The sequence below is a fragment of the Brachybacterium sp. AOP25-B2-12 genome, from assembly GCF_052378625.1.
In the GTDB taxonomy this organism is placed as follows: domain Bacteria; phylum Actinomycetota; class Actinomycetes; order Actinomycetales; family Dermabacteraceae; genus Brachybacterium.
The window spans coordinates 73,642-99,848 of sequence record NZ_JBQSXW010000012.1 but is presented as its reverse complement, the minus strand read 5'-3'; the positions used below and the strand labels follow the sequence as shown (position 1 = coordinate 99,848).

Here is a 26,207-nt window from a genome sequence, read left to right as displayed (position 1 = left end):
GAGGGCCGTCGATCAGTAGTGCACGACGACCTTGGTGCCCATCGATGCCCAGTCGTACATCCACTTGGCGTCCGAGACGGACATGTTGATGCAGCCGTGCGATCCGGAGTACCCGAAGGAGGAGCGCCAGGGGGCGCCGTGGATCGCGTAGCCGCCCTTGAAGTACTGCACCCAGGGGACGTCCTTGGTGTAGTAGTAGCGCGAGTCGCTCTGGGGGAACTTCGACGCGTTCGTCATGTCCTGCTTCTCGAGACGGTGGTAGATCTCGAAGGTGCCGGTGACGGTCTCGTAGTCCTTCTTGCCGTCCACGATCTTCTTGGGCCCGAAGACCGGGGTGTCGCCCTGGTAGGCCGTCAGCGTCTTGTCGCTGAGGTTGATGTCGATCCACTTCTCGCCGGTGGGATCGGCGGCGGGCGTCGCGGGATCGGCGGGCGCGGCGGCGTCCGGAGCCTTGGCCTGGGTGACCTCGGCGGGGACCGGCGTGGTCTCGAAGGTGACCTCGACAGGGGAGCCGCCCTGGACACCGGCGACGATCTGCTGGGTGATCGACTCGCTGTTGGAGACCTTCACCCCGTCCTTCTTCTCGGAGACGACCTTGGTGACCGCCCCGTTGGCGTCGATCTGCTCGATGCCCTTGGTCGGCTCCACGGACGCCTTCTCCGCGCGCCCGTCGACCCATTCCTTGACCGCGGCGTCGTCGACATGCACGTCCAGGCCGTCGTTCGCCTCGTTGGGGGACACGGACAGCCAGCCGCTGCGGCGGTCCTTGGACGCCTCGTACACGGTGCCGTCCGGGCCCTTGATGCTCACGGGCTGATCGAGGGTCGCGGTGATGGTGTCCAGCGTGCTCTGCGCGGCCTCGTCGGAGATGGCCGGCGGCGTCTGCTGAATGGGCTGGTCGACGGAGAAGTTCTCCAGCGACGGCGCCTTCTCGGTGACGGCGGCCTCGAGGATCGAGGGGTCCACACCCAGGCCCGCGTGCCCGGGCACGACATTCCAGGTCTTGGCATCGGCGTCGTAGACGACCTGGGCGTCGGCGGCCGCGGTGCGGTCGTCCGGCACCAGCGAGGTCGCGTACGCCGAGATGGCCTGCGGGTCCACGCTCACGACGGGGGTGACCGTGCGCTTGCCGGAGAAGGTCGAGCTGATGACCTCGGTGATGTCGCCGTCGTGCTCGACCGCGTTGCGGGCGGTGGTCTGCGCGTCGACCGCGACTCCGAGGTCCGCGAGCTTCGCCTCGTGGGGCTGGCCGTCGGTGTTCACGGTGACGGTGACCTTGGAGGCCTGGTCGCCCACCAGAGCCGCGATCTCCTCGACGGACTTGCCGGCGACGTCCTGGCCCAGCACGGTGGTGCCCGGCAGCGCCTTGCCGTCGTACTGCTTGGCGTAGGCGATCGAGCCTCCCGCGACGACGAGGGCGATCACCGCCACGACGGCGATGATGATGAGGGCGGCTCGACGGCCCGAGCGGCCGCGAGGCGACCCGGCACCGCCGAGGGTCTCGAGATCGGTCACGTTGGACATGGATGCAGCTGCCTTCCTCATCGGGCCGACGCTCGGACCTGTGCAGGCCCGGGCGCGAGCGCCGTGGACGTGCATCGAGCGGCGGGGGACTCTCCCCCAAGAGCCGTCAGATGGCCTGAGACTACCCGAGGGGGGCTCGGGAGGCGAGGGAGCGTCCGTGCGGGCATGCGTCACATCTCCGCGGGGGACCGTCCCGACGGATCGATCGCGCTCGGGGGATCGGACTAGAGTGTGCGACGGCGTGCGCGGATCGGCGACGCCACGCCCCGACGGAAGGATCCCCTGACCGTGTCCCGCTCCCTGATCTGGCACTCCCTCGCGGACGTGCCCGTCGATCTCGGTGCGACCGCGGTCGCGATCGGCAACTTCGACGGCGTGCACCGCGGGCACCGCGAGGTCCTCGCCCGCCTGCGGCGGATCGCCGCCGAGCGGGGACTGGCCCCCGTGGCCATGACCTTCTGGCCCCACCCGCGGCACGTGTGCGTCTCCCCGGGGGACCCTCACCTCGTCACGGGACAGGAGGAGCGCGACCGCCTCCTGCTGCTGACCGGCCTGCGCGGCGTGCTCGACCTCGAGTTCACCCTCGAGTTCGCCCAGCACTCCCCGGAGGACTTCGTGCGGATCTTCCTCGTCGAGGGTCTGGGCATGCGCTGCATCGTCATGGGCGCCGACTCGCGCTTCGGCAAGGACAACGCCGGGGACCTCGCGACGATGCGACGGCTCGGGGACGAGATGGGCTTCGACGTCGTCACCGTCGAGGATCTCGGCGCCTCGGGCGAGGGCGAGCGGTCCGGCGCCCCCGATCCGACGGACAGGATCTCCTCGAGCGCCGTCCGCAGCGCCCTCGAGGCCGGGGACGTCGCGGCCGCCGCCCGCATGCTGGGGCGCCACCACACGGTCTCCGACATCGTCCATCACGGGTTCAAGCGCGGTCGCGAGCTGGGCTTCCCGACCGCGAACCTCGGCCCGCACCCCAGCGGGCTCGTCCCGGCCGACGGCGTGTACGCCGGGTACCTCACGGTGATCGAGCAGGCACCCGAGCACCTGGGCACCGACCCGCTCGCCGGGGCTCCCGCCACGATCTCCGTGGGCACCAATCCCACCTTCCACGCGGACGGGGAGGACGAGCCGCCGCGGCTGGTCGAGGCCTACGTCCACACCGACGCGGACCTGGATCTCTACGGGGACCGCGTGCGCATCGAGTTCGTGGACCGTCAGCGTCCCACACTGCGGTTCGACTCGGTCGAGGCCCTCGTCGAGCAGATGGGTCGCGATCTCGATGTGACCCGCCGCACCCTGGCCTCGGACGACCTCGGTTCGCCGCCCGAGGACTGATATCCTCACATCGCCGTACATACGGCCGCGGAGAGTCCTGCCTGCGGACCGCCCTCGTCCGAGGACGGGTTCGCCGGCGCCGACACCACGCGAGAGTCCCGAGCAGTGCTGAGCAGTGCTGAGCGACGTCGACCGACGCCGAGCAGCAGCGCCCATGGTTCGGAGCCCTCGCCGTCGGAGGGACTCGTCCAGAGAGCCCGGGTGGACATGCCCCGGTGCGCCGCGCAACGACACCAAGGAGAACCAGTGGCCTTCGATACCGCCACCAAGCAGCAGATCATCTCGGAGTACGGGACCCATGAGGGTGACACCGGTTCGCCCGAGGTCCAGATCGCTCTTCTGACCCACCGCATCACCTACCTGACCGAGCACCTGAAGTCGCACAAGCACGACCACCACACGCGTCGTGGCCTGATGCTGCTCGTCGGTCAGCGCCGCCGCCTGCTGAAGTACCTGCAGGCCGTCGAGATCGAGCGCTACCGGTCGCTGATCCAGCGACTCGGCCTCCGCCGCTGATCACCCGCCGCCGTCCACCCCTCCGGGGAGGGCGGCGGTTTCGGCGTCGGCCCCCGCACCACACGGATCGCGGGGGCGGACGCCCTGCGCACCGGGCACACGCCCAGTGCGCTCGCGCGCCCGGCGCGCACCGCATCACCGAACGCACCCGTCCAGGCTCGGTCCTCGGCAGTGGGTCGCGGAGCCCCGCACGGCAGCGGGGGACCGCGGACGACTGGCGAAGGCCGCGCCGGCGGGGAGCAGTCCACAGACACCCAGAGCAAGGAGCTCCCCATGGCCATGGAAGGCCCTGAGATCACCGCCACCACCGCCGTCATCGACAACGGCGCATACGGCACCCGCACCGTCCGCTTCGAGACCGGTCGCCTCGCCCAGCAGGCCGCCGGCGCCGTCGCGGTCTACCTCGACGACGACACGATGGTCCTGTCCGCGACCGCCGTCTCCAACCGCCCCAAGGACCAGTTCGACTTCTTCCCCCTCACGGTGGACGTCGAGGAGCGCATGTACGCCGCGGGCCGCATCCCCGGCTCGTTCTTCCGTCGCGAGGGCCGTCCCGGCACCGACGCGATCCTCGCGTGCCGCCTCACCGACCGCCCGCTGCGCCCGGCCTTCGTCAAGGGCCTGCGCCACGAGGTCCAGGTCGTCCTGACCGTCATGGCGATCGATCCCGACGACGCGTACGACGTGGTCGGCATCAACGGCGCCTCCGCCTCCACCCAGATCTCCGGTCTGCCCTTCTCGGGCCCGATCGGCGGCGTGCGCGTCGCGCTCATGCCCAACGCCAAGGGTGGCCAGTGGGTCGCGTTCCCGACCTTCTCGCAGCTCGACGAGGCCGTCTTCTCGATGGTCGTCGCCGGCCGCATCGTCGGCGAGGGCGACGACTCCGACGTCGCGATCATGATGGTCGAGGCCGAGGCGACAGACAACGCCTGGAACCTCATCAAGAACTCCGGCGCGATCGCGCCCACCGAGGAGGTCGTGGCCGAGGGCCTCGAGGCCTCCAAGGTCTTCATCCGCTCGCTGTGCGAGGCGCAGAAGGAGCTCGCGGCCACCGCCGCCAAGCCCGTCCGCGAGTTCCCGCTGTTCCTGGACTACCAGGACGACGCCTTCGAGCTGGTCGCCGCCACCGCGACGGACCGCCTCAAGGACGTCATGGCGATCGCCGCCAAGACCGAGCGCGAGGAGCGCACCGAGCAGCTGCTCGCCGAGGTCGTCGCCGAGCTGTCCGGCAAGCTCGAGGGTCGCGAGAAGGAGATCTCCGGGGCCTTCCGCGCGCTGACCAAGAAGGTCGTGCGCGAGCGCGTCCTGACCGACGGCTCCCGCATCGACGGCCGCGGGCTGCGCGACATCCGCCAGCTCTCCGCCGAGGTCGAGGTGCTCCCGCGGGTGCACGGCTCGGCGCTGTTCGAGCGCGGCGAGACCCAGATCCTCGGCGTCACCACGCTGAACATGCTCAAGATGGAGCAGCAGATCGACTCGCTGTCTCCCGTCCACCACAAGCGCTACGTGCACCACTACAACTTCCCGCCGTTCTCCACCGGCGAGACCGGCCGCGTGGGCTCGCCCAAGCGCCGCGAGATCGGCCACGGCATGCTCGCCGAGCGCGCCCTCGTGCCGGTGCTGCCCAGCCGCGAGGAGTTCCCCTACGCGATCCGTCAGGTGTCCGAGGCCCTCGGCTCCAACGGCTCGACCTCGATGGGCTCCGTGTGCGCCTCGACCCTGTCGCTGCTGAACGCCGGCGTGCCGCTGAAGGCGCCCGTCGCCGGCATCGCCATGGGCCTCATCTCCGACACCGTCGACGGTGAGACCCGCTACGCGGCGCTGACCGACATCCTCGGGGCCGAGGACGCCTTCGGCGACATGGACTTCAAGGTCGCCGGCACCGACGAGTTCGTCACCGCCATCCAGCTCGACACCAAGCTCGACGGCATCCCCGCCTCGGTCCTGGCCTCGGCGCTGACCCAGGCCCGGGAGGCCCGCCTGCACATCCTCGGCGTGCTCGACGAGGCCATCGACACCCCCGACGAGATGAGCCCCAACGCTCCTCGCGTCATCGCGGTGACGATCCCCGTCGACAAGATCGGTGCGGTCATCGGCCCCAAGGGTCAGATGATCAACCAGATCCAGGACGACACGGGCGCGGACATCTCCATCGAGGACGACGGCACCGTCTACATCGGCGCGACCGACGGCCCCTCGGCCGAGGCCGCCCGCAGCGCGGTCAACGCGATCGCCAACCCGACGGTTCCCGAGGTCGGCGAGCGCTACCTCGGCACCGTCGTGCGGGTCGTCGACTTCGGCGCCTTCGTGTCGCTGACGCCGGGCAAGGACGGGCTGCTCCACGTGACGCAGCTGCGCAAGCTCAACGACGGCAAGCGCGTCGAGAACGTCGAGAACGTGGTCAAGGTCGGCCAGAAGATCGAGGTCGAGATCCGCGAGATCGACGCCCGCGGCAAGATCAGCCTCGGCGTCGTCGAGGACGACGCGGACGACAAGTCCGCCGAGTCCGTCTCCGGGGACGCCCCGACCGCCGAGTGATCCGCGCGGGCTCGCCGCCGGACGGCGCGCCCGCATCGGCCCGAGGGCCGCATCCCGCATCGCGGGGTGCGGCCCTCGTGGCGTTCGCGACCCCTGCGCGGAACCCACGGGCCCGGACGTGGCAGACTCGACCGGTGCCCATCGAGCTGCCCCTGGACGACGCCCGCTCCGACCTCGTGCTCTCCGAGGGGGGATCCCTCGTGCGCCGCACCGTCCTGCCCGGCGGGGTGCGGCTGCTCACCGAGACGGACCGCTCGGTGCGCAGCGTCAGCATCGGGATGTGGATCCCGGTCGGCTCGCGCGACGAGAGACCCGAGCACGCGGGCGCGACCCACGTGCTCGAGCACCTGCTGTTCAAGGGCACGGCGCGCCGCAGCGCCCTGGACATCGCGACGGCCTTCGACGAGGTGGGCGGGGAGTCCAACGCCGTCACCGCCAAGGAGCACACCTTCTACTACGGGCGGGTGCGCAGCGCGGACCTGCCGCTGGCCCTGGACGTCCTCGCCGACATGATCACCTCGGCCGCCCTCGAACCTGCCGCCCTCGAGCTCGAGCGCGAGGTGATCCTCGAGGAGCTCGCCATGGCCGAGGACGACCCGACCGACGTGGGCTACGAGGCGTTCTGCGAGCAGGTCCTCGGTGAGGGCACGGCGCTCGGACGCCCCGTCGGCGGCACCCCCGCCTCCGTCGGCGGGATCGACGTCGACGCGGTCCGCGCCCACTACGCCGAGCACTACCGGCCCGAGAACCTCGTGGTCACGGCGGTCGGGGACCTCGATCACGATCTGCTGGCGGCCCAGCTCTCCGCACGGCTCACCGCGGGCGGCTGGACGCTGGAGCCCGGGGCCCTCCCGCGGCCGCGTCCCGCGACGGCTCCGCAGGCGGCCGTCCCGGGGATCGGCGCGGCGGCGCTGACCCCGCGGGTCCTGGCCCGTGACACCGAGCAGACCCATGTCTATCTCGGCGGTCCGGCCCTCAGCGCCACCGCGCCCGAGCGGCACGCCATGAGCGTCCTCATGGCGATCCTGGGCGGGGGCATGTCCTCGCGGCTGTTCCAGCACGTCCGGGAGGAGCGGGGCCTGGCCTACTCCGTGTACTCCTTCAGCTCCGCGTACCGCGATGCCGGCGTGTTCGGGCTCTACGCCGCCTGCCGGCCCACCCGCACCGAGCAGGTCGTCGAGCTCATGGGCGCCGAGCTCGCCGACATGGGACGTCGCGGCGTGACCGAGGCGGAGATGCGCCGCGCCCTGGGACAGATCACCGGCTCGCTCGCCCTGGGTCTCGAGGACACGTCCTCCCGCATGGGCCGCCTGGGCACGTCCGAGCTGGTGCACGGCCGGTACACCGAGGTCGACGAGGCCGTCGCCCGGATCGCCGCGGTGCGGGCCGAGGACGTCCGGTCCCTGGCCGAGCGGCTCGCCGGCTCCTTCACCACCCGCGTCGACGTGGGGCCGGACGGCCGGCACGTCGCCATCGCCTCATGACCCCGCAGCAGACCCCGTCGACGAACCCTCCCGTCCCGGCGCCCCCCGCGCCCGCACCCCACCTGGAGCAGACCATGAACGCACCCCTCCGAGTCGCCGTCCTCGGCGCCCGCGGCCGCATGGGCACCGCCGCCGTCGCGGCGATCGACGCCGCCGAGGACCTCGACCTCGTGGCGGCGATCGGCCACGGCGACGACCGCGACGAGGCGGTGCGCGCCGGTGCCCGGGTCGTCGTCGACCTCACCGTGCCCTCGGCCACCCGGGACAACGTCCGCTGGGCGCTCGAGAACGGCCTGCACGCCGTCGTCGGCGCCACGGGCTGGGACGAGGACGCCCTCACGGCCGTCCGGGCGCAGCTGGGGGAGCACACCGACCTCGGAGTGCTCATCGCCCCGAACTTCGCGATCGGCGCCGTGCTGGCCTCGCGCTTCGCCGAGATCGCGGCACGCTATTACGAGAGCGCCGAGATCATCGAGATGCACCACCCCGACAAGGTCGACGCCCCCTCGGGCACCGCCCGGCACACCGCCGCGGCGATCGCGCGCGGGCGTGCGGACGCGGGACTGGGGCCGGTCCCCGACGCGACCCAGAAGGACCCGGACGGCGCCCGCGGAGCGGTCGTCGACGGCATCCACGTCCATGCCGTGCGCCTGCGCGGGCTCGTGGCCCACGAACAGATCCTCTTCGGCGGGGTGGGAGAGGGGCTGACGATCCGTCACGATTCCTTCGACCGTGCCAGCTTCATGCCCGGGGTCCTCATCGGGGTGCGCCAGGTGGCGGACCACCCGGGGCTCACCGTGGGTCTCGACGGCTACCTGGACCTCGACTGACGTGCGGCGGATCCTGTCCGTCCTGGTCCTGCTGGTCCTCACGGCGATCTACTGCTGGGGGCTCGGCTGGATCGCCTGGGGCTTCAGCCGCGCGGGCGGCGCGGTCGGCTGGGGGCTCGCCGCGGGCGTCGTCATCCTGCTCGCACTCACCGTGTGGGTGACGTGGCGCGAGGTCCTCTTCGGCCTCGCGGCGGCCCGCCTGAATCGGCTGTACGCGCCGACGGCGCCGGGCGCCCTGTCGGCGGACGAGGCCCCGATGGACCTCGATCCCCGCGCGGAGTTCGAGGCGGCCCGCACCGCTGTCCAGGACGGCGACGACAGCTGGCAGGCGCACTTCCGCCTCGGCTGCGCCTACGATGCCCTGCGCGACCGCAAGCACGCCCGCGAGCAGATCCGTCTGGCCATCGCGGCGGAGCGGGAGCAGGAGAACGACCGGGGCTAGGGGAGGCCCAGCAGTCGCAGACCGGCGGTCACCGCCGCTCCGGCCAGCACCACGACCAGGAACGGGGCACGGAGCCACAGCAGGACCGCTGCGACGGCCACCCCGGCCACGCGCGCGTCCAGCACGATCGCCTGCCCCTGGGTGAGCGTCTGGGTCGCCACGAGGGCACCCAGCAGCGCGACCGGCAGATAGCCCGTCACCCGCGCGACGGCCGGCTTCTCGAGGGCGCCCGGGGGGACCTGGTACCCCAGCCACTTCTGGACGAAGCTCAGCAGCGCGGCCGCCAGGACGGCCACCCACAGGATGCTCATGCGCCCGACCTCTGCACTCCCGCGAGGCCCGCCACGACGGCCACCACCGCCGCGGCCAGCACCGGCAGGCCCGCGGGGAGCACGGGGGTGGTGATCGTCGCGACGAACGCCGCGGCCACCGCGATCGCGACCGCGTCACGGCGCCGCAGGCGCGGCCACAGGAGCGCGAGGAACGCCGCCGCGGCGGCGCCGTCCAGGCCCCAGGTGCGCGGATCGGCGATGAACTGCCCGCCGAGCGCCCCGATCAGCGAGAACAGGTTCCAGAACACCCACACCCAGATCCCCGCCGACCAGAAGCCCGCGCGCTGTGCCGCGGGCGTCGTGCCCGACAGGGCGGTCGCGGTGGACTCGTCGATCGTCAGGAGGGAGCGCAGGGCCCCGCGGACCCCGCCGCGCGGGAGCACCCCGGACAGCGTCACGCCGTAGATCATGTTCCGGATCCCGAGCAGGGTCGCGGCGAGGACGGCGCCCAGCGCGGACCCGCCGCCCGCGACGACCCCGACGAAGGCGAACTGGCTGCCCCCGGAGAACAGCACCGCCGACAGCACCATGGCCTGCCACACGTCCAGGCCCGATCCGGTCGCCAGAGCCCCGAAGGAGAGGCCGTAGAGACCGGTGGCCAGGCCCACGGAGAGGCCACGTCGACGGATCGCGGTGACCTCGGGGGACGGCGCGGGGCGGGGGAGCGGGGAGACGGTGGCGTTCATCGCTCCTGCACTGTATCCACGCCGTGCGGGGACGTGCTCGACGCCGTGTCCGCGTGAGACCGTGGGGCATGACCACCCCCACTCCCGGGGCGCCCGCGCGCTCCGACGCCCTGCCGCTGTCCGTCGACGTCCTGCTCCTGGACATGGACGGGACGCTCGTCGACTCCGGCGAGGCCGTGACCCGCGCGTGGACCACCCTCATGCGCGAGCTGGGGAGCGAGCGCTCCTTCTCCCCGGAGCTCCACGGGATCCCGGCCCGTCAGGTCCTCGGGACGATCTTCCCGGACCTCACCGACGCCGAGGTCGAGGCGGCGCACCATCGGATCGAGCAGCTCGAGATCCAGGACGTCGAGGGGATCGAGGTGCTCCCCGGGACCCGCCGCGTCCTCGCCGAGCTCGATGCTGCCGCGACGCAGCTGGGGCATCCCACCTGGACGATCGTCACCTCGTGCACCCGCCCGCTCTTCGAGGCGCGCTGGGGCGCCACGGGCCTGCCCGCGCCCGAGGACCTCGTGACCGCGGACCAGGTGCGCGTCGGCAAGCCGGACCCGGCCCCGTACCTGCTGGCGATGGATCGCCTCGACCGTCATGGGGACCGCGCGCTCGTGATCGAGGACTCCGCGGGTGGTCTGCGCTCCGGTGCCGCGGCCGGGGCCCGGACCCTCGCGGTCACGACCACGACGCCGGCCGCGGACCTCGCCCATGCCGAGGCGCTCGTCACCTCCCTCGACGACATCGAGGTGCTCGTGGAGGCCGGGAGCCTGCTGGTGCGTCGGCGGGAGGGATGAGCCTCCGCCTCGACTAGGCTGGGTCACCATGAGCGACATCGTCTTCAGGTCCGACGTGACCGTCGAGCTGATCCGGTCCGCCGCCCAGGACAGCGATGTGCTCTTCGCCGCCCGGGTCTCGACGCAGGGCGAGGCATCGCGTGCCGCCGCCGGCGCCGAGGCCTCCGCGCGTGATCGTGGCCTCATCCGCTACCTCATGCGCGACCGGCACGGCAGCCCCTTCGAGCACAACGCCTTCACCTTCTACGTCGAGGCGCCGATCTTCGTGTTCCGCGAGTTCATGCGCCACCGCGTCGCGAGCTACAACGAGGAGTCCGGCCGCTACCGCGAGATGCGTCCGGTGTTCTACGTGCCCTCGCCCGAGCGCCGTCTGGTCCAGGTGGGCAAACCCGGCGCCTACGTGTTCGAGCCCGGCACCCCCGAGCAGCACGCGCTCGTCAGCAACGAGGTGGAGCAGCGCTCCGTCGAGGCCTACGCGTCCTACCAGCGGATGCTCGAGGCGGGCGTGGCCCGCGAGGTCGCCCGCACCGTGCTGCCGCTGAACCTGTTCTCCTCGATGTACGTCACCCTCAACGCGCGCTCCCTCATGAACGTGCTCTCGCTGCGCACCAAGCACGAGGAGGCGGCGTTCCCCTCGTTCCCGCAGCGCGAGATCGAGATGGTCGCCGAGAAGATGGAGACGTTCTTCGCCGAGGCCATGCCGCTGACCCATGCGGCGTTCGTCGAGACCGGACGGATCGCCCCGTGACATCCCGCACCTCAGGAGGCATCTCATGAACAGCCCCACCACTCCCCGGCGGCCGTTCGGCACGGTCGGGATCGCGATGGTCACCCCGTTCAGCGCCGACGGCGAGAGCGTCGACCTCGACGCCGCCCAGGCGCTCGCCGCCGACCTCGTGGCCGACGGCACCGACCTGCTCGTGCTCAACGGCACGACGGGTGAGTCGCCCACCACGCAGGACGAGGAGAAGTTCGCCGTCGTCCAGGCCGTGCGCGAGGCCGTGGGGCCCGAGGTGACCATCGTCGCCGGTGCCGGCAGCAACGACACCCGTCACAGCGTCGACCTGGCCCGCCGCGCGGCCGCGCTCGGCGTGGACGGCCTGCTGGTGGTCACGCCGTACTACTCCAAGCCCTCGCAGGAGGGCATCATCTCCCACATCGAGGCCGTCGCCGACGCGACCGACCTCCCCGTCATGCTCTACGACATCCCCGGTCGCACCGGGGTGGCGCTGGCGGCCGACACCATCCGTCGCCTCGCCGAGCACCCCCGCGTGCTCGCGCTGAAGGACGCCAAGGGCGACCTGCAGCAGTCCACGCTGCTCATGGCCGAGACCGAGCTGGCCTACTACTCGGGCGAGGACGCGCTGAACCTGCCCTGGCTCGCCGTCGGCGCCTCGGGGCTCGTGTCCGTCGTCGGGCACGTCGCGCCCGGGCTCGAGAAGGCGCTCGTCGAGGCCGTCGACCGCGGCGACCTCGCCGGTGCGACCGACCTGCACCGCCGCCTCGCGCCGCTCGTGGACGCCGTCATGACCCACATCCCCGGCGTCGTCGCCGCCAAGGTCGGCCTGCACCTGCAGGGCCGACTGCCCCATGCCGCCGTGCGCGGCCCCCACGCCCCCGCCGACGAGCAGGCCGTGCGCGCGATCTCCGACGCGCTGGCCGCTGCCGAGGGCGTGCCCCCCGTTCGCAACGCTCCCTGGAGGACCCGATGACCAGCGTTTTCACCCAGCACCGCAACCAGCCCCCGAAGCTCAAGAACGGCACCCTCCGGGTGATCCCGCTCGGCGGCCTCGGGGACGTGGGCCGCAACATGTCCGTCCTGGAGTACGAGGGCAAGCTCCTCGTCGTCGACTGCGGCGTGCTGTTCCCCGAGGAGACCCAGCCCGGCGTGGATCTGATCCTCCCGGACTTCGACTACATCCGGGACCGGCTCGACGACATCTCCGCGATCGTGCTCACGCACGGCCACGAGGATCACATCGGCGCGGTGCCCTACCTGCTGCGCCTGAAGCCCGACATCCCGCTCGTGGGCAGCCAGCTGACCCTCGCGTTCATCGAGGCCAAGCTCAAGGAGCACCGCATCACGCCCTACACCCTCGCGGTGGCCGAGGGCGCGGTCGAGCAGTTCGGCCCCTTCGAATGCGAGTTCGTCGCCGTCAACCACTCCATCCCGGACGCGCTCGCGGTGTACGTGTCCACCCCGGCCGGCTCCGTGCTGCACACCGGCGACTTCAAGATGGACCAGCTGCCCCTGGACGGCCGCATCACCGACCTGCGCGCCTTCGCGCGCCTCGGGGAGAAGGGGGTCGACATGTTCATGGTCGACTCCACCAACGCCGAGGTCCCCGGCTTCACCGCCTCCGAGCGCGAGATCGGCCCCGTGCTGGACTCCGTGTTCGCGCGGGCCACGGGCAAGATCGTCGTCGCGTCCTTCTCCAGCCACGTGCACCGGGTCCAGCAGGTCCTCGACGCCGCCTCCAAGCAGCGCCGCCGGGTCGCCTTCGTGGGCCGCTCCATGATCCGCAACATGAAGATCGCCCAGGAGATGGGCTACCTCCACGTCCCCAAGGACACCCTGATCGACGTCAAGAAGGTCGACTCGCTGCCCGACGACAAGGTCGTCCTCATGTGCACGGGCAGCCAGGGCGAGCCGATGGCGGCGCTGGGCCGGATCGCCAACCGCGAGCACCAGATCTCCGTGGGGGAGGGTGACGTGGTCGTCCTCGCGAGCTCGCTCATCCCGGGCAACGAGAACGCCGTGTTCCGGATCGTCAACGAGCTCATGGCCCTCGGCGCCGAGGTCGTCCACCAGGGCAGCGCCCGTGTGCACGTCTCGGGTCACGCGAGCGCCGGCGAGTTGCTGTACTGCTACAACATCGTGCGCCCCAAGAACGTGATGCCGGTGCACGGCGAGGTGCGCCACCTCGTGGCCAACGGCAAGATCGCCCAGTCCTCGGGCGTCCCCGAGGACCACGTGGTGCTGGCCCGCGACGGCTCCGTGATCGACCTCAAGGACGGCCATGCCAAGGTCGTCGGCGAGATCCCCAACGGCTACGTCTACGTCGACGGCTCGAGCGTCGGGGAGGTCTCCGAGGCGGACCTCAAGGACCGCCGGATCCTCTCGGACGAGGGCTTCATCTCGGTGTTTGCCGTCGTCAACTCCGCGACCGGCGCCCTCATCGCCGGTCCCGAGATCCATGCCCGCGGCGTCGCCGAGGACGATGCGGTGTTCCAGCGCATCAAGCCCGAGATCGTCAAGGCGCTCGAGAAGGCCGTGGCCGACCATCCCACCAAGCGGGACGCCCATCAGCTGCAGCAGGTCATGCGACGGGTCGTCGGGCGCTACGTGTCCCAGCGTCTGCGCCGTCGTCCGATGATCATCCCGGTGGTCGTCGAGGCCTGATCCGGCGCAGCTCCGGCACCGCTCAGGGACGGACCCGGGGAGCCTCACTCCCCGGGATCCCGGGCGCCGCCGTGCCCGCACGGTACATTGGCGGGTATGGCGACACGTACGTCTTCCCCCGCACGTGCGTCGAAAGGCTCCTCCCGCACCTCCGCCGCGTCCTCGCGCGGCGCCAAGGCCGGGACCCGAGACGCGTCGACGCTCCCTCTTCCCGTGCGCGCGGTGCGCGCCGGCTACCTCGGGATCGCCCGCGGTGTCGGCGGCTTCGTGCGCGGCATCGGCGTGGCCCGCTGGGAGGTCGCCTTCGAGCAGCGCCGCGACGGCTACGCGCTGTTCCTGATGTCCCTGGCCGTGCTCGTGGCGATCCGTGAGTGGTTCCAGGCCGGCGGTCCCGTCTTCGAGGCCGTGCACACCGTCGCCGCCGGCACCTTCGGCGTCATCGCCGTGGTGCTCCCGCTGCTCCTGGCCGGATGGTCGCTGCGCATGTTCCGCCGGCCGGACCTGGTCCGCGCCAACTCCCGGATCGCGCTGGGGATGGCGATCCTGCTGACCGCACTCGCGGCGATCGCCTCGATCTCGGCCCGCCTGCCCGCACCCACCGACGGGATCCCGGCCCTGGCCCAGGGCGGCGGCGTGCTCGGCTACCTGGCCGCCGCGCCCCTGACCGCGCTGCTGCCGCCGTTCGCCGTGGTCGTGATCGCCGTGGTCCTCGCGCTTTTCGGGGTGCTGGTGCTGCTGGCCACCCCCGTCGAATCCCTGCCGAGCACGGTCCGTTCCGCCTACGCGACGCTCGTCGGACGCAGCGAGGCCGAGGACGCCGAGCGCGAGGCCTTCGGGCTGCGACCGCGCCGCGCCGCGGCCGATGCCTCCGAGCCCGCCCAGGTGAAGCCGCCGCGTGCACGCCGCAAGCCCCGCAGCGCCGAGGGCGAGGACCCTCGCGACCACGACGGCTTCGGATACGCGGGCGACGAGGCCTACGCCCATGGCGTGGGCACCGACGAGGAGCCGGACGCCGGCGCGAAGAAGGGTCGCAGACGCCCGCGCCGCGGTGCCGCCGAGGAGGCGACCCCGGCGGATGCGCAGGCGCCCGAGGGTCCGACCGAGGTCTTCGACGTCGTCGCTGAGGAGAACGCCCGCACCAAGGCGTTCCCGCGGGCCGCGGCCACGACGCCGCTGCCGGCCGCGAAGGGCTCCGGACGCGCCGCGAAGCCGGTCTCGGAGTCCGAGCCGGTCGAGGAGGAGCACGAGCTGGTGCCCCCGCCGATGGGGGACCTCCCCCGCGCCGGGGAGCAGCTGGAGCTGGCCGGGGACATCGTCTACACCCTCCCGGACCCGGGGTTCCTCATCGAGGGACCGCCCCACAAGACCCGCAGCGCCGCCAACGACCAGGTCGTCGAGGCCCTGGGCGAGGTGTTCAGCCAGTTCGGCATCAACGCCGAGGTCACCGGGTTCACCCGCGGCCCCACGGTCACCCGCTACGAGGTCGAGCTGGGCAGCGGCACCAAGGTCGAGAAGGTCACGGCGCTGTCCAAGAACATCGCCTACGCCGTCGCGAGCGCCGACGTCCGGATCCTCTCGCCCATCCCCGGCAAGAAGGCCATCGGCATCGAGATCCCCAACGCCGACCGCGAGACCGTCGCCATCGGCGACGTGCTGCGCAGCCCCGTCGCCACCCGCAACACGCACCCGATGGTGATGGGCGTGGGCAAGGACGTCGAGGGCGGGTACGTCACCGCGAACCTCGCCAAGATGCCGCACCTCCTGGTCGCCGGCGCCACCGGCTCCGGCAAGTCGAGCTTCGTGAACTCGATGATCACCTCGATCCTCATGCGCGCCACCCCCGAGGAGGTGCGGATGGTGCTCGTGGACCCCAAGCGGGTCGAGCTCACCATCTACGAGGGGATCCCGCACCTCATCACGCCCATCATCACCAACCCCAAGAAGGCCGCCGAGGCCCTCGAATGGGTGGTCAAGGAGATGGACGCCCGGTACGACGATCTCGCGGCCTTCGGGTTCAAGCACATCGACGACTTCAACAAGGCGGTGCGCGGGGGAGACGTCCAGCTGCCAGCGGGCAGCCAGCGTCGCCTCGCGCCCTACCCGTACCTGCTGGTGGTCGTCGACGAGCTCGCCGACCTCATGATGGTGGCCCCGCGCGACGTCGAGGCCTCGATCCAGCGGATCACCCAGCTCGCGCGCGCCGCCGGAATCCACCTGGTGCTCGCGACCCAGCGCCCCAGCGTCGACGTCGTCACCGGCATCATCAAGGCCAACGTCCCCAGCCGCCTGGCCTTTGCCACGTCCTCCCTGCAGGACTCCCGCGTCATCCTCGACACCCCCGGTGCCGAGAAGCTCATCGGCCAGGGCGACGCCCTGTTCCAGCCGATGGGCGTGGCCAAGCCCATGCGTGTCCAGGGCGCCTGGGTCAACGAGTCGGAGATCCACAAGGTCGTCGACCACGTCAAGGCGCAGATGAAGCCGAACTACCGTGAGGACGTCACGGTCGTCGCCCCCACCAAGCAGATCGACGACGACATCGGCGACGATCTCGACGTGCTGCTGCAGGCCGCCGAGCTGGTGGTGACCACGCAGTTCGGCTCGACCTCGATGCTCCAGCGCAAGCTGCGGGTGGGCTTCGCCAAGGCGGGGCGCCTCATGGACCTGCTGGAGTCGCGCGAGATCGTCGGCCCCTCGGAGGGGTCCAAGGCCCGCGACGTGCTCGTGCACCCCGACGATCTCGCCACCGCGATCGCCCGGATCCGCGGTCAGGACGATCCGCCCGCGGCCGGCGCCCCGTCCGCCCCCGAGCCCGGCGGGCCCGCCGGGGACGACGACCGCTACGGTGAGGATCCGCTCGCCGCGACGGACGAGGAGGACACCGTCGACTACCACGACGGCCACGACCACCGGGACGAGGCGGACGAGGACGTCTGGCAGCTGACGGGTCGCTGACCCGTCCGCACCTCGCCCCGCAGCAGCACCGGCACCGATCGCACCGACCCCCAGGAGCAGCCATGACCCCGACGGCCCGGCCCGAGCAGGCCCCCGTCCCGCTGTGGAACATCGCCAACATCCTGACCATGCTGCGATGCGTCCTGGTGCCGGTGTTCATCGTCGTCGCCGCGCTGAACGCGGACTCGGTGCCCGGCCGGATCGTCGTCGCCGTGATCTTCGTGGTCGCGATGTTCACCGACTTCCTCGACGGCCACCTCGCGCGCAGCCGCAACCTCATCACCGACTTCGGGAAGATCGTCGATCCCATCGCCGACAAGGGCATGACCGGTGCCGCCTTCGTCATGCTCTCGGTCTGGGACTACGTCCCCTGGTGGATCACGATCCTCATCCTCCTGCGCGAGTTCGGCATCACGATCATGCGCTTCACGATCCTCAAGTACGGCGCGCTGCCGGCGAACCTCGCGGGCAAGGCCAAGACGATGGTGCAGTCCATCGCGATCACCTTCTGCCTCCTGCCCTTCGAGCTGTGGTGGGAGCCCGCCCGCTGGATCGGCCTGGCGCTGGTCCTGGTGGCCTTCGTGCTGACGATCTGGTCCGGGCTCGTGAACCTCAAGGACGGGCTCCGTCTGCGACGCGAGGCGCTCGCGGGGACGCCCGGCCCCACGTCGTGAACCCACCGCGGCCGGGCGGCGCGGTGATCGGTGGCGAGGGGTCCGAGATCCCCTCGGAGGCGGCCGCGTCGTGCGCCGAGCTCGTCGTGCGCGCTGCGATCGATGCAGGTCTGACGCTGGCCACCGCCGAGTCCCTGACGGCCGGCGCGCTCGTCGCACGTCTCGTCGACGTCCCCGGCGCGAGCGGCTGCATCGCCGGAGGCGCCGCCTGCTACTCCTATGCCGCCAAGACCCGTGTGCTGGGCGTGGACGCCGCGCTCCTGGAGCGCACCGGCGCCGTGACCGCGGAGGTCGCCACCGCCATGGCCCTTGGTGCGCTGCGGGCCTACGGCAGCGACGTGGCGGTCTCGACCACCGGCGTCGCGGGGCCCGGCCCCGACGCCCGGGGCGTCCCGGCGGGCACGGTGTTCCTCGCGGCGGTCACGGCCGACGGCGCGCCGACCCGGGTGCGTGAGCTGCACCTGGGGGGTGGCCGTGCCGCGGTGCGCGCCGGGGCGGTGGAGGCGGGGATCGCGCTGCTCGCGGAGGCGCTGGGCCCCGCGGGGCCGACCCCGTCCCGGTGAGCCAGGGCACGGAACGGTCACGGACCGACATCGTCAGGGGCGTCCCAGGGCCGCGTCCGTATGATCGGGGAACACGCACGGGCGTCGGCGCGTTGCACAGATCGTGATGAACACATCCACCACCTCTGCTCTCCGCCGCAGCGACCGACCCGCAGGACGCGGGCCCGTCTCTCGGCCGTCCGACTCCGTGCGTCGGGCCCGGCCCGCCGTCGGACCCGGTGCGCTCCAGCGCACACCGCAGTACGCATCATCCTCGTCCACGGCGCCGAGTGCGCCCACGACCGCGAAGGGAGCCCGCCCCATGGTCGTCTTCCGCCAGGAGCTCGGCGACGTCCTCCGCGACGCCCGCCGTCATCAGGGACGCACGCTGCGTCAGGTCTCGTCCGACGCCCGCGTGTCCCTCGGCTATCTCAGCGAGATCGAACGCGGACAGAAGGAGGCCTCCTCCGAGCTGCTCGCCGCGGTGACCGACGCCCTCGGCCTCCCGCTGTCGTTCGTGCTCCGCGAGGTCTCCGACCGCATCGCCCTCACCGAGGGCGTCGCGATCCCCGACACCGTGCCCGACTCCCTCCGCGAGGGAGGCGTCACCGGCGTGGGGACCGACCACGGACGCCCGACGCTCGTCGGGGTCCGCTGACCCGTGCGGCGCAGCGAGTTCACCGCGCTCGCCGACCACGTGTTCGGGCCCGTCCTCGCCGCGGCCTACGCGCGCGAGCTGGTGATCCCCGCACTCGGGGGACGCTCCGCCGCGCAGGCGATCGCCGAGGGCGAGGACGTGCGCCGGGCGTGGACCGCCCTGTGCGACGCGATGGACGTGCCCGAATCCCGTCGGTGGGAGATCCCGCCGGGCCAGCGGCACGCGCGCTGAGCGTGCACGGCACCGGAGTCCGATGCGGGCACGGCACCTCAGGTGCCGTGCCCGCATCGCTCGTTCGGGCCGTCCCGCCTCTGGACCCCTCGTCCGTCCGCACGGCCGATGCGTCGCGTGCCCTCCCGTCCGACACGCCGGGCGCGCCGGGCGCATTCGAACATCTGTTCGGGTAGGGTGGCGCCACGGGTTCCCTCCCCACGGTGCGATCACCCCCGGGAGAGGCTCCCCGCCCCGTCTGTCACACGGCCTGCCTACTGTGGCGACACGGTCAGCACGCGCCGGAGCACCCGGCCCCGTGGAAGGAAGAACACATGCCTGCATCCAAGTCCGCCGCCGGAGCCTCCAAGGACCGGTCCTCCTCGCTCGACGCCGCCCTGGCGCAGATCGACCGCCAGTTCGGCAAGGGTTCGATCATGCGTCTGGGTGACGACACCCGTCCTCCCGTCGAGGTGATCCCCACCGGGTCCGTGGCCCTGGACGTCGCGCTCGGCATCGGCGGCCTCCCGCGGGGCCGCGTCGTGGAGATCTACGGCCCGGAGTCCTCGGGCAAGACCACCGTGGCCCTGCACGCGGTGGCCAACGCCCAGCGCAACGGCGGCATCGCCGCCTTCGTCGACGCCGAGCACGCGCTGGACCCCGAGTACGCCAAGAAGCTCGGGGTCGACACCGACGCCCTCCTGGTCTCCCAGCCGGACACCGGCGAGCAGGCCCTCGAGATCGTGGACATGCTCGTCCGCTCCGGGGCGCTCGACGTGATCGTCATCGACTCCGTCGCCGCGCTCGTGCCCAAGGCCGAGATCGAGGGCGAGATGGGGGACTCCCACGTGGGCCTCCAGGCACGCCTCATGTCCCAGGCGCTGCGCAAGCTCACAGGTGCCCTCGCGAGCTCGGGCACCACGGCCATCTTCATCAACCAGCTGCGCGAGAAGATCGGCGTGTTCTTCGGCAGCCCCGAGACCACCACGGGTGGCAAGGCGCTGAAGTTCTACGCCTCGGTGCGCATGGACATCCGGCGCATCGAGACCCTCAAGTCGGGCGCGGACGCCGTGGGCAACCGCACCCGCATCAAGGTCGTCAAGAACAAGATGGCCCCGCCCTTCAAGCAGGCCGAGTTCGACATCCTCTACGGCGAGGGCATCTCCCGCGAGGGCGGCCTCATCGACCTGGGCGTCGAGCACGGCATCGTCCGCAAGTCCGGTGCCTGGTTCACCTACGAGGGCGATCAGCTGGGCCAGGGCAAGGAGAACGCCCGCCAGTTCCTCAAGGACAACCCGGACCTCGCGGTCGACATCGAGCACAAGATCCTGCGCACGCTCGGTGTGGGCGCATATGCCGAGGAGCCCGCGGCCCCGGTCGACACGGCCGACGGCGAGTTCCTCGACGACGACGTCCCCGCGACGATCTGATCGCCGACGGATCGGCCCGCGCCGTCGGAGACCCGTGGCGCGGGCCGACACGCACCATGGATCACACACCGCACTCCGGGGCCGGCGCACACGAGGTGCGCGAACGCTCGCGCACCGAGCAGGCCGATGGATCCGCGCCCACCTCGCAGGTCGTGGACGGGCTGGCCCGCCGCACCGAGGCGATCCTCGCGGCCACGCCGCGGACGCCCGATGCCGCGGACGTCGCCTTCGAGAAGGACGTCGTCCGGGAGTGCCGCTACCTCCTGCGCCTGCTCTCGACGCGCCGCCGCTCGGCGGGGGAGCTGCATGCCAAGCTCCGCATCCGCGAGGTCGCACCCGCCGTCGCGCACGAGGCCATGGCCCGCACGGACCGTGCCGGGCTCCTGGACGACCTGGCCTTCGCCCGGGACTGGGTCCAGCAGCGCCGCGCGCTGCGCCGCCTCTCCGACGAGGCGCTGCGGCGTGAGCTGCGGCACAAGGAGGTCGACGAGGATGTGATCGCGACGGCCCTGGCGCTCGGGGACGACGACGAGGAGGACCGCGCGCGCGAGCTGGTCCGCGCTCGGCTGGTGCGCGACGAGAACGCATTGTGCGCGGACCGTGACGGTGCCGTGCGCGGACGCGTCGCGCGGCGCCTCGATGCCCTGCTGCGGCGCAAGGGGTACGACGGGGCGCTCGCGCTGCGCGTGATCTCCACCGAGCTCCGTGCCCTGACAGGGCGCTGAGCCGCCCACGCCGTACCCTGGTCGGATCATGTCGACGATCGTGCCCGCCCCGCACCTCCGCCCCGACGACACCGGCGAGCGTCCCCGCTCCGCGGCGTCCTCGGCGCCCGCCTCGCCGTCCGCCCGCGGCACCTATCAGGTCCGGACCTTCGGGTGCCAGATGAACGTCCACGACTCCGAGCGCCTCACGGGCCTGCTCGAGGACGCGGGCTACGTCGCCGCCCCCCGGGACGCCGACGCCACCGCCGGTGAGGTCGACGTCGTCGTCTTCAACACCTGCGCCGTGCGCGAGAACGCCGACAACAAGCTCTACGGGAACCTCGGGATCCTGCGCCCCGCCAAGCGCGCCAACCCCGATCTGCAGATCGCCGTCGGCGGCTGCCTCGCGCAGAAGGATCGCGCGAGCATCGTGGACCGCGCCCCGTGGGTGGACGTCGTCTTCGGCACCCACAACATCGGCTCCCTCCCCAGCCTGCTCGAGCGCGCCCACCACCGCCGCGAGGCCCAGGTCGAGATCCTCGAATCGCTCGAGGTGTTCCCCTCGACCCTGCCCACCCGCCGCGAGAGCGTGTACGCGGCGTGGGTCTCGATCAGCGTCGGCTGCAACAACACCTGCACCTTCTGCATCGTGCCGTCCCTCCGCGGGGCGGAGAAGGACCGCCGACCCGGGGAGATCCTCGCCGAGGTCCGCGACGTCGTGGACTCCGGCGCCATCGAGGTCACGCTGCTGGGCCAGAACGTGAACTCCTACGGCGTGGACTTCGGGACCCGGGGGGCGTTCGCGGACCTCCTGCGTGCCTGCGGGGACGTCGAGGGACTCGAGCGGGTCCGCTTCACGTCCCCGCACCCGGCGATGTTCACCGACGACGTCATCGCGGCGATGGCCGAGACCCCCAACGTCATGCCCCAGCTGCACATGCCCCTGCAGTCGGGCTCGGACCGCGTGCTGCGCGCGATGCGTCGCTCCTACCGGTCCACGCGCTTCCTGGGGATCCTCGACCGGGTGCGGGACGCCATCCCGACCGCCGCGATCACGACGGACATCATCGTGGGGTTCCCCGGTGAGACCGAGGAGGACTTCACCCGGACCCTCGAGGTGGTCGAGGCCTCACGCTTCGCGAGCGCCTTCACCTTCCAGTACTCCATCCGGCCGGGCACCCCGGCGGCGACCATGGACGACCAGGTCCCCAAGGAGGTCGTGCAGGAGCGCTACGAGCGGCTGACCGCCCTGCAGGACCGGATCGCCCGTGAGGAGAACCGGCGCCTGGAGGGCACGCAGGTCGAGGTGCTCGTGGCCCAGGGGGAGGGGCAGCGGGACCGCGAGACGCACCGCATCTCCGGGCGCGCCGCCGACAACCGCCTGGTGCACCTGTCGCTGCCCGCCGACCTCGCGGAATCCGCGCGCCCGCGACCGGGGGATCTCGTCACCGCGACCGTGACCCGCGGGGCGCCTCACTACCTGCTGGCCGACAGCGCCCTGTCCCTGGCCCCGGGGCAGGACGATCCGCGGGCCTTCTCGGTGCGACGCACCCGCAGCGGCGACGCCTGGGAGCGGGGGGCGCTCGGCGCCACGGAGCCCGAGGAGGCGGCGGGGGCCTGCGGCACCGGCGGATGCGGGACGGGCACCACGGCTCCCGCGGGACCGGTCACCCTGGGACTGCCGACGCTGCGACGGCGCTGACGTCGCCGCTCCCGCCCCGCAGTCTCAGTCGTCGAGGTCGTCGACGCTCGAGCCGAGGCGTTCCTCGAGGTCGTGGAAGAACGAGATGATCGTCGTCAGACCGCACTCCAAGGAGCGGTCGATCTGGTCGTCCCGGGCACCGGTGGAGAAGTCGACGGCGACCTCCCCGTACATGCCCAGCACGGTCTCGGCCTCGCGGCGCACGTAGACCTTGGGCCAGATCCGGTTCATGTTCCATTCATTGCACAGCTTGACCATCTCGACCTTGCGGGCCACGTCCACCGAATGGTTCCAGCGGGCGCGGGTCTGCAGGATCGTGCGGTCGTCGCCGGCGAGCATGAAGAGGAACGGGTACGCGTCGAAGCGGGCACGGACGATGTCCGGGTGCTCCTCGTCCTCGACGAAGGCGTAGCCATGGCGCTCGAGGCTGGCCTCGACGCGCTCCAGGGACAGCGCCTCGGCCGGGACGCCGGTCTCCTCGGGCAGTCGGTAATCGATCGGGGAGGTCACGGGGCTCCTTCGCACAGACGTCAGGGCCGGGCGCGTCCCGGCATCCGGCACACACTACCCCGCGCGCCCGGGAGCGCCAGGGGCGGAGCGAGGTGGGGTCGCGCACCCCGGGACGCCGGGCGGGACGGAGTGTTCGGCAGGCGTCCTGAAAGGCACCGACGGGCGCGGGTGCGATCCGCGCGGGGCCGCCCGGTAGAGTCCCGGCCATGCCGCTGCCGGGACCGATCGCCGTCGTCGGAGCCACCGCGACCGGCAAGTCCGATCTCGCCGTCGATCTGGCGCTGGCCCTGGACGGGGAGATCATCAACGCCGACGCCCTCCAGCTCTACCGGGGCATGGACATCGGCACCGCGAAGATCCCGCTCGCCGAACGGCACGGCGTGCCCCACCACCTGCTCGACGTCCTCGACGTGGTCGAGGAGGCGAGCGTCTCGCGCTACCAGCGCGAGGCCCGGGCCCTGATCGCCGACATCCGCGGACGCGGCCGCGTGCCGATCCTCGTCGGGGGATCGGGCCTCTATCTCCGCGCGGTCCTGGACGACATCGCCTTCCCTCCCACCGACGCCGCCGTGCGCGCCGATCTCGAACGCCGTGCTGAGGCGATCGGCCCCGCCGCGCTGCACGCGGAGCTCGCCGCCAGCGACCCGGGGGCCGCGGCCCGCATCGGCGCCGGCGACGCACGGCGCATCGTCCGCGCCCTCGAGGTGCTCCGCCTCACCGGACGCAGCTTCCGCGCGTTCCTGCCCACCCACCGCTACCTCGACGGCGCCGCGCTGCAGCTGGGGGTGCACCGGGACCGCGCCGAGCTCCACGACAGGGTCGCGCGACGCGTCGATCTCATGGTGCGCGACGGTCTGCTCGCCGAGACCGAGCGGCTGCGGGGCGAGGGCCTGGACCGCGCACGGACCGCGCGCCGGGCGATCGGCTACGAGCAGGCGCTCGCGGTGCTCGACGGAACCATGGGCTGCGCCGAGGCGATCGAGGCCACCGTCATCGGCACCCGCAGGCTGGTCCGCAAGCAGGACACCTGGTTCCGGCGCGACGAGCGTGTGCACTGGATCGATGCCCACGAGGGCACGGACCGCACCGAGCTCGCCGAGAGGGCGCTGGCCCTCGTCTCCCGCATCACCTCCTGAGGCACGGCGTGGGCACGGTGGCCTAGGCTCGCGGGCATGACGCTCGAGAACGCCCGGATCGCCAAGGGCCACGGTGCCCGCAACGACTTCGTGCTGGTCCACGACCCCGAGGGATCGCTCGATCTGGACGCTCAGAGCGTCGCGCGGCTCGCGGAGCGCACCACCGGGCTGGGGGCCGACGGCGTGATCCGCGTGGTCCGCACCACGGCCTCCCAGGAGTCGGCGCCCGAGGGTGCACCCACCTGGTTCATGGACTACCGCAATGCCGACGGCTCGATCGCCGAGATGTGCGGCAACGGCACCCGCGTGTTCGCCGCCTGGCTGGACCGCACCGGTCTCGTCGACTCCGACCGCTACTCGATCTGGACCAGGGCGGGCGAGCGGAGCATCGAGATCCTCGAGCGCCCCGTCACGGGCGCCACTTGGCAGGTCCGGACGGGCATGGGCCGCTCGACGCTGCAGGAGACGGGGCGTCGCGTCCATGTGGCCGGCCACGACCTGCCGACGGTCGACGTCGACATGGGCAACCCGCACGCGGTCGCATTCCTGCCCGCGGACCTCACGCTGGCAGACCTCGACCTCACCACCGCGCCGCCGCTCAGCCCGGTTCCCGAGGCCGGGGCCAATGTCGAGTTCGTCGTCGAGCGCGGGGAGCGCCACGTCGCGATGCGGGTCCACGAGCGCGGCTCGGGGGAGACCCTCGCCTGCGGAACGGGCGCCTGCGCCGTGGCCGTCGCGGCGGCACGTCGCGCAGGCGATGCCAGCGGCCTGCCCTGGCGGGTGGACCTGCCCGGCGGCACGCTCGAGGTCGGGTGGACCGCCGATGGCGAGGTCACGCTCGCGGGACCGGCCGTGCTGGTGGCCGAGGGCACGCTGCTGTCCTGACCGACGACACGTCGACCACCGGAGCATCGGCTCGCAGACCACCTGGCCGGCGGCACGCGATGCGTTTGGTCCTCAGCGCTCGGGGCCCACCCCGATGATCCGATAGCCCTTGGCGCTCGCCAGCTTCTCGACGCGCCGCGCGGGCAGCAGCTGCCCCAGCCACGCCGCGAGCGGATCCGCGCCCAGATGGCGACCCACCACGAGACCGGCCCAGCCGGTCGGGGCCAGGCGCCCGGTCCACAGCGTCAGCAGCTCGTGCAGCGCCTGCTTGCCGATCCGGATCGGCGGGTTGGACCACAGGACGTCGACCGCGAGCTCGGCCGGGACCTCCTCGGGGGCCACGACCCGCAGTCCGTCCAGGCCCAGGAGCCGTGCGTTCTCGGCGGTCAGCTCCCGGGCACGCCGGGAGACGTCGACGGCCCACACCTCGGCGTCCGGGTGCTCGAGGGCCGCCGTCAGCGCGATCGGCCCCCAGCCGCAGCCCAGATCCACGAGCGTCGCCCCGGAGGGCACCGTGGGGAGCACGTCGAGACGGTCCAGGAGCACGGCCGTGGCCTTGTCGAGCCCGCCGCCGCTGAACACCGACCGGGACGAGACCAGATCCCTGTCGGCGCCGGCCAGGCGCACCCGCAGCGGGCGTCGCACGTCGTCGGTCGCGGGATCCTCGGAGAAGTAGTGCTCGGTCACGGCCGCCACTGTACGGCGCGCCCACCGGCCCGGCAGGACGGTCGTGCCGCCACCGCGCCGATGCGCCTCCCGGCGTGTGGTCCTTCCCGGTCACCGATGCGCACCCTCCTCAGCCCCCAGCCCTCAGCCCCCAGGCCTCCGTGTCCCCATCTCCGGGCTCCCTGCGCCCACGGCGAAAACCGCTCGCCGCCGCCCCGCGCCCCGTGGGACGATGGATGCTTCGGCCCACTCCTCGACAG

The 26,207-nt window shown here is 72.2% G+C and carries 25 protein-coding genes; 20 read left to right on the top strand and 5 right to left on the bottom strand.

The window, feature by feature from the left end:
• Window positions 1-12 precede the first annotated feature (12 nt).
• Window positions 13-1,524, bottom strand: coding sequence for a L,D-transpeptidase family protein (locus ACT3TZ_RS10370; RefSeq protein ID WP_444583341.1), 1,512 nt, complete (start codon window positions 1,522-1,524; stop codon window positions 13-15).
• A gap of 288 nt (window positions 1,525-1,812) precedes the next feature.
• Between ACT3TZ_RS10370 and ACT3TZ_RS10365 the strand changes: the two genes are divergently transcribed.
• The 6 genes from ACT3TZ_RS10365 (at window position 1,813) to ACT3TZ_RS10340 (ending at window position 8,669) form a co-directional block, all read left to right on the top strand.
• Window positions 1,813-2,859 carry a bifunctional riboflavin kinase/FAD synthetase gene (locus tag ACT3TZ_RS10365; RefSeq protein ID WP_444583340.1) on the top strand — a complete coding sequence of 349 codons (1,047 nt, stop codon included), beginning with the start codon at window positions 1,813-1,815 and terminating at the stop codon, window positions 2,857-2,859.
• Window positions 2,860-3,105: 246 nt separating this feature from the next.
• The gene (gene rpsO, locus ACT3TZ_RS10360) at window positions 3,106-3,375 is read left to right on the top strand and encodes a 30S ribosomal protein S15 (protein WP_444583339.1); all 270 of its coding nucleotides are present in this window, start codon (window positions 3,106-3,108) and stop codon (window positions 3,373-3,375) included.
• 279 nt (window positions 3,376-3,654) lie between these two features.
• Window positions 3,655-5,913 (top strand): polyribonucleotide nucleotidyltransferase, encoded by a 2,259-nt coding sequence (locus ACT3TZ_RS10355; RefSeq protein WP_444583338.1) that lies wholly within the window; start codon window positions 3,655-3,657, stop codon window positions 5,911-5,913.
• A 134-nt stretch (window positions 5,914-6,047) separates the two neighbouring features.
• Window positions 6,048-7,397, top strand: coding sequence for a M16 family metallopeptidase (locus ACT3TZ_RS10350; protein WP_444583337.1), 1,350 nt, complete (start codon window positions 6,048-6,050; stop codon window positions 7,395-7,397).
• A gap of 74 nt (window positions 7,398-7,471) precedes the next feature.
• Window positions 7,472-8,227, top strand: coding sequence for a 4-hydroxy-tetrahydrodipicolinate reductase (gene dapB / locus ACT3TZ_RS10345; protein WP_444583336.1), 756 nt, complete (start codon window positions 7,472-7,474; stop codon window positions 8,225-8,227).
• 1 nt (window position 8,228) lies between these two features.
• A complete protein-coding gene (locus ACT3TZ_RS10340; RefSeq protein WP_444583335.1) occupies window positions 8,229-8,669 on the top strand; it encodes a hypothetical protein in 441 nt (146 codons plus the stop codon).
• Here the strand turns inward: ACT3TZ_RS10340 and ACT3TZ_RS10335 are convergent.
• The gene (locus ACT3TZ_RS10335; RefSeq protein ID WP_444583334.1) at window positions 8,666-8,980 is read right to left on the bottom strand and encodes an AzlD domain-containing protein; all 315 of its coding nucleotides are present in this window, start codon (window positions 8,978-8,980) and stop codon (window positions 8,666-8,668) included. The two genes, ACT3TZ_RS10340 and ACT3TZ_RS10335, sit on opposite strands and share 4 nt — an antisense overlap.
• Window positions 8,977-9,687 carry an AzlC family ABC transporter permease gene (locus ACT3TZ_RS10330; protein ID WP_444583333.1) on the bottom strand — a complete coding sequence of 237 codons (711 nt, stop codon included), beginning with the start codon at window positions 9,685-9,687 and terminating at the stop codon, window positions 8,977-8,979. Before ACT3TZ_RS10330 ends, ACT3TZ_RS10335 begins: the two co-directional genes overlap by 4 nt.
• Before the next feature lie 68 nt (window positions 9,688-9,755).
• Between ACT3TZ_RS10330 and ACT3TZ_RS10325 the strand changes: the two genes are divergently transcribed.
• The 12 genes from ACT3TZ_RS10325 to miaB all read left to right on the top strand — a co-directional run bounded on the left by ACT3TZ_RS10325 (window position 9,756) and on the right by miaB (window position 22,750).
• Complete coding sequence (locus ACT3TZ_RS10325) at window positions 9,756-10,475, top strand: HAD-IA family hydrolase (RefSeq protein WP_444583332.1); 720 nt, start codon at window positions 9,756-9,758, stop codon at window positions 10,473-10,475.
• A 28-nt stretch (window positions 10,476-10,503) separates the two neighbouring features.
• On the top strand, window positions 10,504-11,223 hold the full coding sequence (gene thyX / locus ACT3TZ_RS10320) for an FAD-dependent thymidylate synthase (RefSeq protein WP_444583331.1): 720 nt from the start codon (window positions 10,504-10,506) through the stop codon (window positions 11,221-11,223).
• 25 nt (window positions 11,224-11,248) lie between these two features.
• A complete protein-coding gene (dapA, locus tag ACT3TZ_RS10315; RefSeq protein WP_444583330.1) occupies window positions 11,249-12,187 on the top strand; it encodes a 4-hydroxy-tetrahydrodipicolinate synthase in 939 nt (312 codons plus the stop codon).
• Entirely contained in the window at window positions 12,184-13,878 is a 1,695-nt protein-coding gene (locus ACT3TZ_RS10310) for a ribonuclease J (protein ID WP_444583329.1), read from the top strand. Before dapA ends, ACT3TZ_RS10310 begins: the two co-directional genes overlap by 4 nt.
• Window positions 13,879-14,091: 213 nt before the next feature.
• Window positions 14,092-16,830, top strand: coding sequence for a DNA translocase FtsK 4TM domain-containing protein (locus ACT3TZ_RS10305; protein WP_444583328.1), 2,739 nt, complete (start codon window positions 14,092-14,094; stop codon window positions 16,828-16,830).
• Window positions 16,831-16,892: 62 nt separating this feature from the next.
• Window positions 16,893-17,504: a CDP-diacylglycerol--glycerol-3-phosphate 3-phosphatidyltransferase gene (gene pgsA / locus ACT3TZ_RS10300; protein ID WP_444583327.1), complete on the top strand. Its 612-nt coding sequence runs from the start codon at window positions 16,893-16,895 to the stop codon at window positions 17,502-17,504.
• Window positions 17,501-18,067, top strand: a complete 567-nt coding sequence (locus ACT3TZ_RS10295; protein ID WP_444583326.1) for a CinA family protein — start codon at window positions 17,501-17,503, stop codon at window positions 18,065-18,067. Before pgsA ends, ACT3TZ_RS10295 begins: the two co-directional genes overlap by 4 nt.
• A 301-nt stretch (window positions 18,068-18,368) precedes the next feature.
• Entirely contained in the window at window positions 18,369-18,704 is a 336-nt protein-coding gene (locus ACT3TZ_RS10290) for a helix-turn-helix domain-containing protein (protein ID WP_444583325.1), read from the top strand.
• Between the two features lie 3 nt (window positions 18,705-18,707).
• The gene (locus tag ACT3TZ_RS10285; RefSeq protein WP_444583324.1) at window positions 18,708-18,935 is read left to right on the top strand and encodes a DUF3046 domain-containing protein; all 228 of its coding nucleotides are present in this window, start codon (window positions 18,708-18,710) and stop codon (window positions 18,933-18,935) included.
• 314 nt (window positions 18,936-19,249) lie between these two features.
• Window positions 19,250-20,344 (top strand): recombinase RecA, encoded by a 1,095-nt coding sequence (gene recA / locus ACT3TZ_RS10280; RefSeq protein ID WP_444583323.1) that lies wholly within the window; start codon window positions 19,250-19,252, stop codon window positions 20,342-20,344.
• 56 nt (window positions 20,345-20,400) lie between these two features.
• The gene (locus tag ACT3TZ_RS10275) at window positions 20,401-21,069 is read left to right on the top strand and encodes a regulatory protein RecX (protein ID WP_444583322.1); all 669 of its coding nucleotides are present in this window, start codon (window positions 20,401-20,403) and stop codon (window positions 21,067-21,069) included.
• 28 nt (window positions 21,070-21,097) lie between these two features.
• Window positions 21,098-22,750, top strand: a complete 1,653-nt coding sequence (miaB, locus tag ACT3TZ_RS10270) for a tRNA (N6-isopentenyl adenosine(37)-C2)-methylthiotransferase MiaB (protein ID WP_444583321.1) — start codon at window positions 21,098-21,100, stop codon at window positions 22,748-22,750.
• Between the two features lie 24 nt (window positions 22,751-22,774).
• On the opposite strand, the gene ACT3TZ_RS10265 is transcribed toward miaB, so the two are convergent.
• Entirely contained in the window at window positions 22,775-23,260 is a 486-nt protein-coding gene (locus ACT3TZ_RS10265; protein ID WP_444583320.1) for a YbjN domain-containing protein, read from the bottom strand.
• Between the two features lie 206 nt (window positions 23,261-23,466).
• Here ACT3TZ_RS10265 and miaA point away from each other — a divergent pair, with 206 nt between their 5' ends.
• On the top strand, window positions 23,467-24,396 hold the full coding sequence (gene miaA, locus ACT3TZ_RS10260; RefSeq protein WP_444583319.1) for a tRNA (adenosine(37)-N6)-dimethylallyltransferase MiaA: 930 nt from the start codon (window positions 23,467-23,469) through the stop codon (window positions 24,394-24,396).
• 36 nt (window positions 24,397-24,432) lie between these two features.
• A complete protein-coding gene (gene dapF / locus ACT3TZ_RS10255; RefSeq protein ID WP_444583318.1) occupies window positions 24,433-25,281 on the top strand; it encodes a diaminopimelate epimerase in 849 nt (282 codons plus the stop codon).
• Between the two features lie 72 nt (window positions 25,282-25,353).
• On the opposite strand, the gene ACT3TZ_RS10250 is transcribed toward dapF, so the two are convergent.
• The gene (locus tag ACT3TZ_RS10250) at window positions 25,354-25,968 is read right to left on the bottom strand and encodes a class I SAM-dependent methyltransferase (protein ID WP_444583317.1); all 615 of its coding nucleotides are present in this window, start codon (window positions 25,966-25,968) and stop codon (window positions 25,354-25,356) included.
• Window positions 25,969-26,207: the final 239 nt, after the last annotated feature.

Coding starts and splice junctions, on each gene's coding strand:
- miaB (WP_444583321.1), top strand. CDS start 21,098: ATGTCGACGATCGTGCCCGCCCCGCACCTCCGCCCCGACGACACCGGC.
- ACT3TZ_RS10290 (WP_444583325.1), top strand. CDS start 18,369: ATGGTCGTCTTCCGCCAGGAGCTCGGCGACGTCCTCCGCGACGCCCGC.
- ACT3TZ_RS10330 (WP_444583333.1), bottom strand. CDS start 9,687: ATGAACGCCACCGTCTCCCCGCTCCCCCGCCCCGCGCCGTCCCCCGAG.
- miaA (WP_444583319.1), top strand. CDS start 23,467: ATGCCGCTGCCGGGACCGATCGCCGTCGTCGGAGCCACCGCGACCGGC.
- ACT3TZ_RS10370 (WP_444583341.1), bottom strand. CDS start 1,524: ATGTCCAACGTGACCGATCTCGAGACCCTCGGCGGTGCCGGGTCGCCT.
- dapA (WP_444583330.1), top strand. CDS start 11,249: ATGAACAGCCCCACCACTCCCCGGCGGCCGTTCGGCACGGTCGGGATC.
- thyX (WP_444583331.1), top strand. CDS start 10,504: ATGAGCGACATCGTCTTCAGGTCCGACGTGACCGTCGAGCTGATCCGG.
- ACT3TZ_RS10355 (WP_444583338.1), top strand. CDS start 3,655: ATGGAAGGCCCTGAGATCACCGCCACCACCGCCGTCATCGACAACGGC.
- dapB (WP_444583336.1), top strand. CDS start 7,472: ATGAACGCACCCCTCCGAGTCGCCGTCCTCGGCGCCCGCGGCCGCATG.
- dapF (WP_444583318.1), top strand. CDS start 24,433: ATGACGCTCGAGAACGCCCGGATCGCCAAGGGCCACGGTGCCCGCAAC.
- ACT3TZ_RS10275 (WP_444583322.1), top strand. CDS start 20,401: ATGGATCACACACCGCACTCCGGGGCCGGCGCACACGAGGTGCGCGAA.
- recA (WP_444583323.1), top strand. CDS start 19,250: ATGCCTGCATCCAAGTCCGCCGCCGGAGCCTCCAAGGACCGGTCCTCC.
- ACT3TZ_RS10335 (WP_444583334.1), bottom strand. CDS start 8,980: ATGAGCATCCTGTGGGTGGCCGTCCTGGCGGCCGCGCTGCTGAGCTTC.
- ACT3TZ_RS10325 (WP_444583332.1), top strand. CDS start 9,756: ATGACCACCCCCACTCCCGGGGCGCCCGCGCGCTCCGACGCCCTGCCG.
- pgsA (WP_444583327.1), top strand. CDS start 16,893: ATGACCCCGACGGCCCGGCCCGAGCAGGCCCCCGTCCCGCTGTGGAAC.
- ACT3TZ_RS10310 (WP_444583329.1), top strand. CDS start 12,184: ATGACCAGCGTTTTCACCCAGCACCGCAACCAGCCCCCGAAGCTCAAG.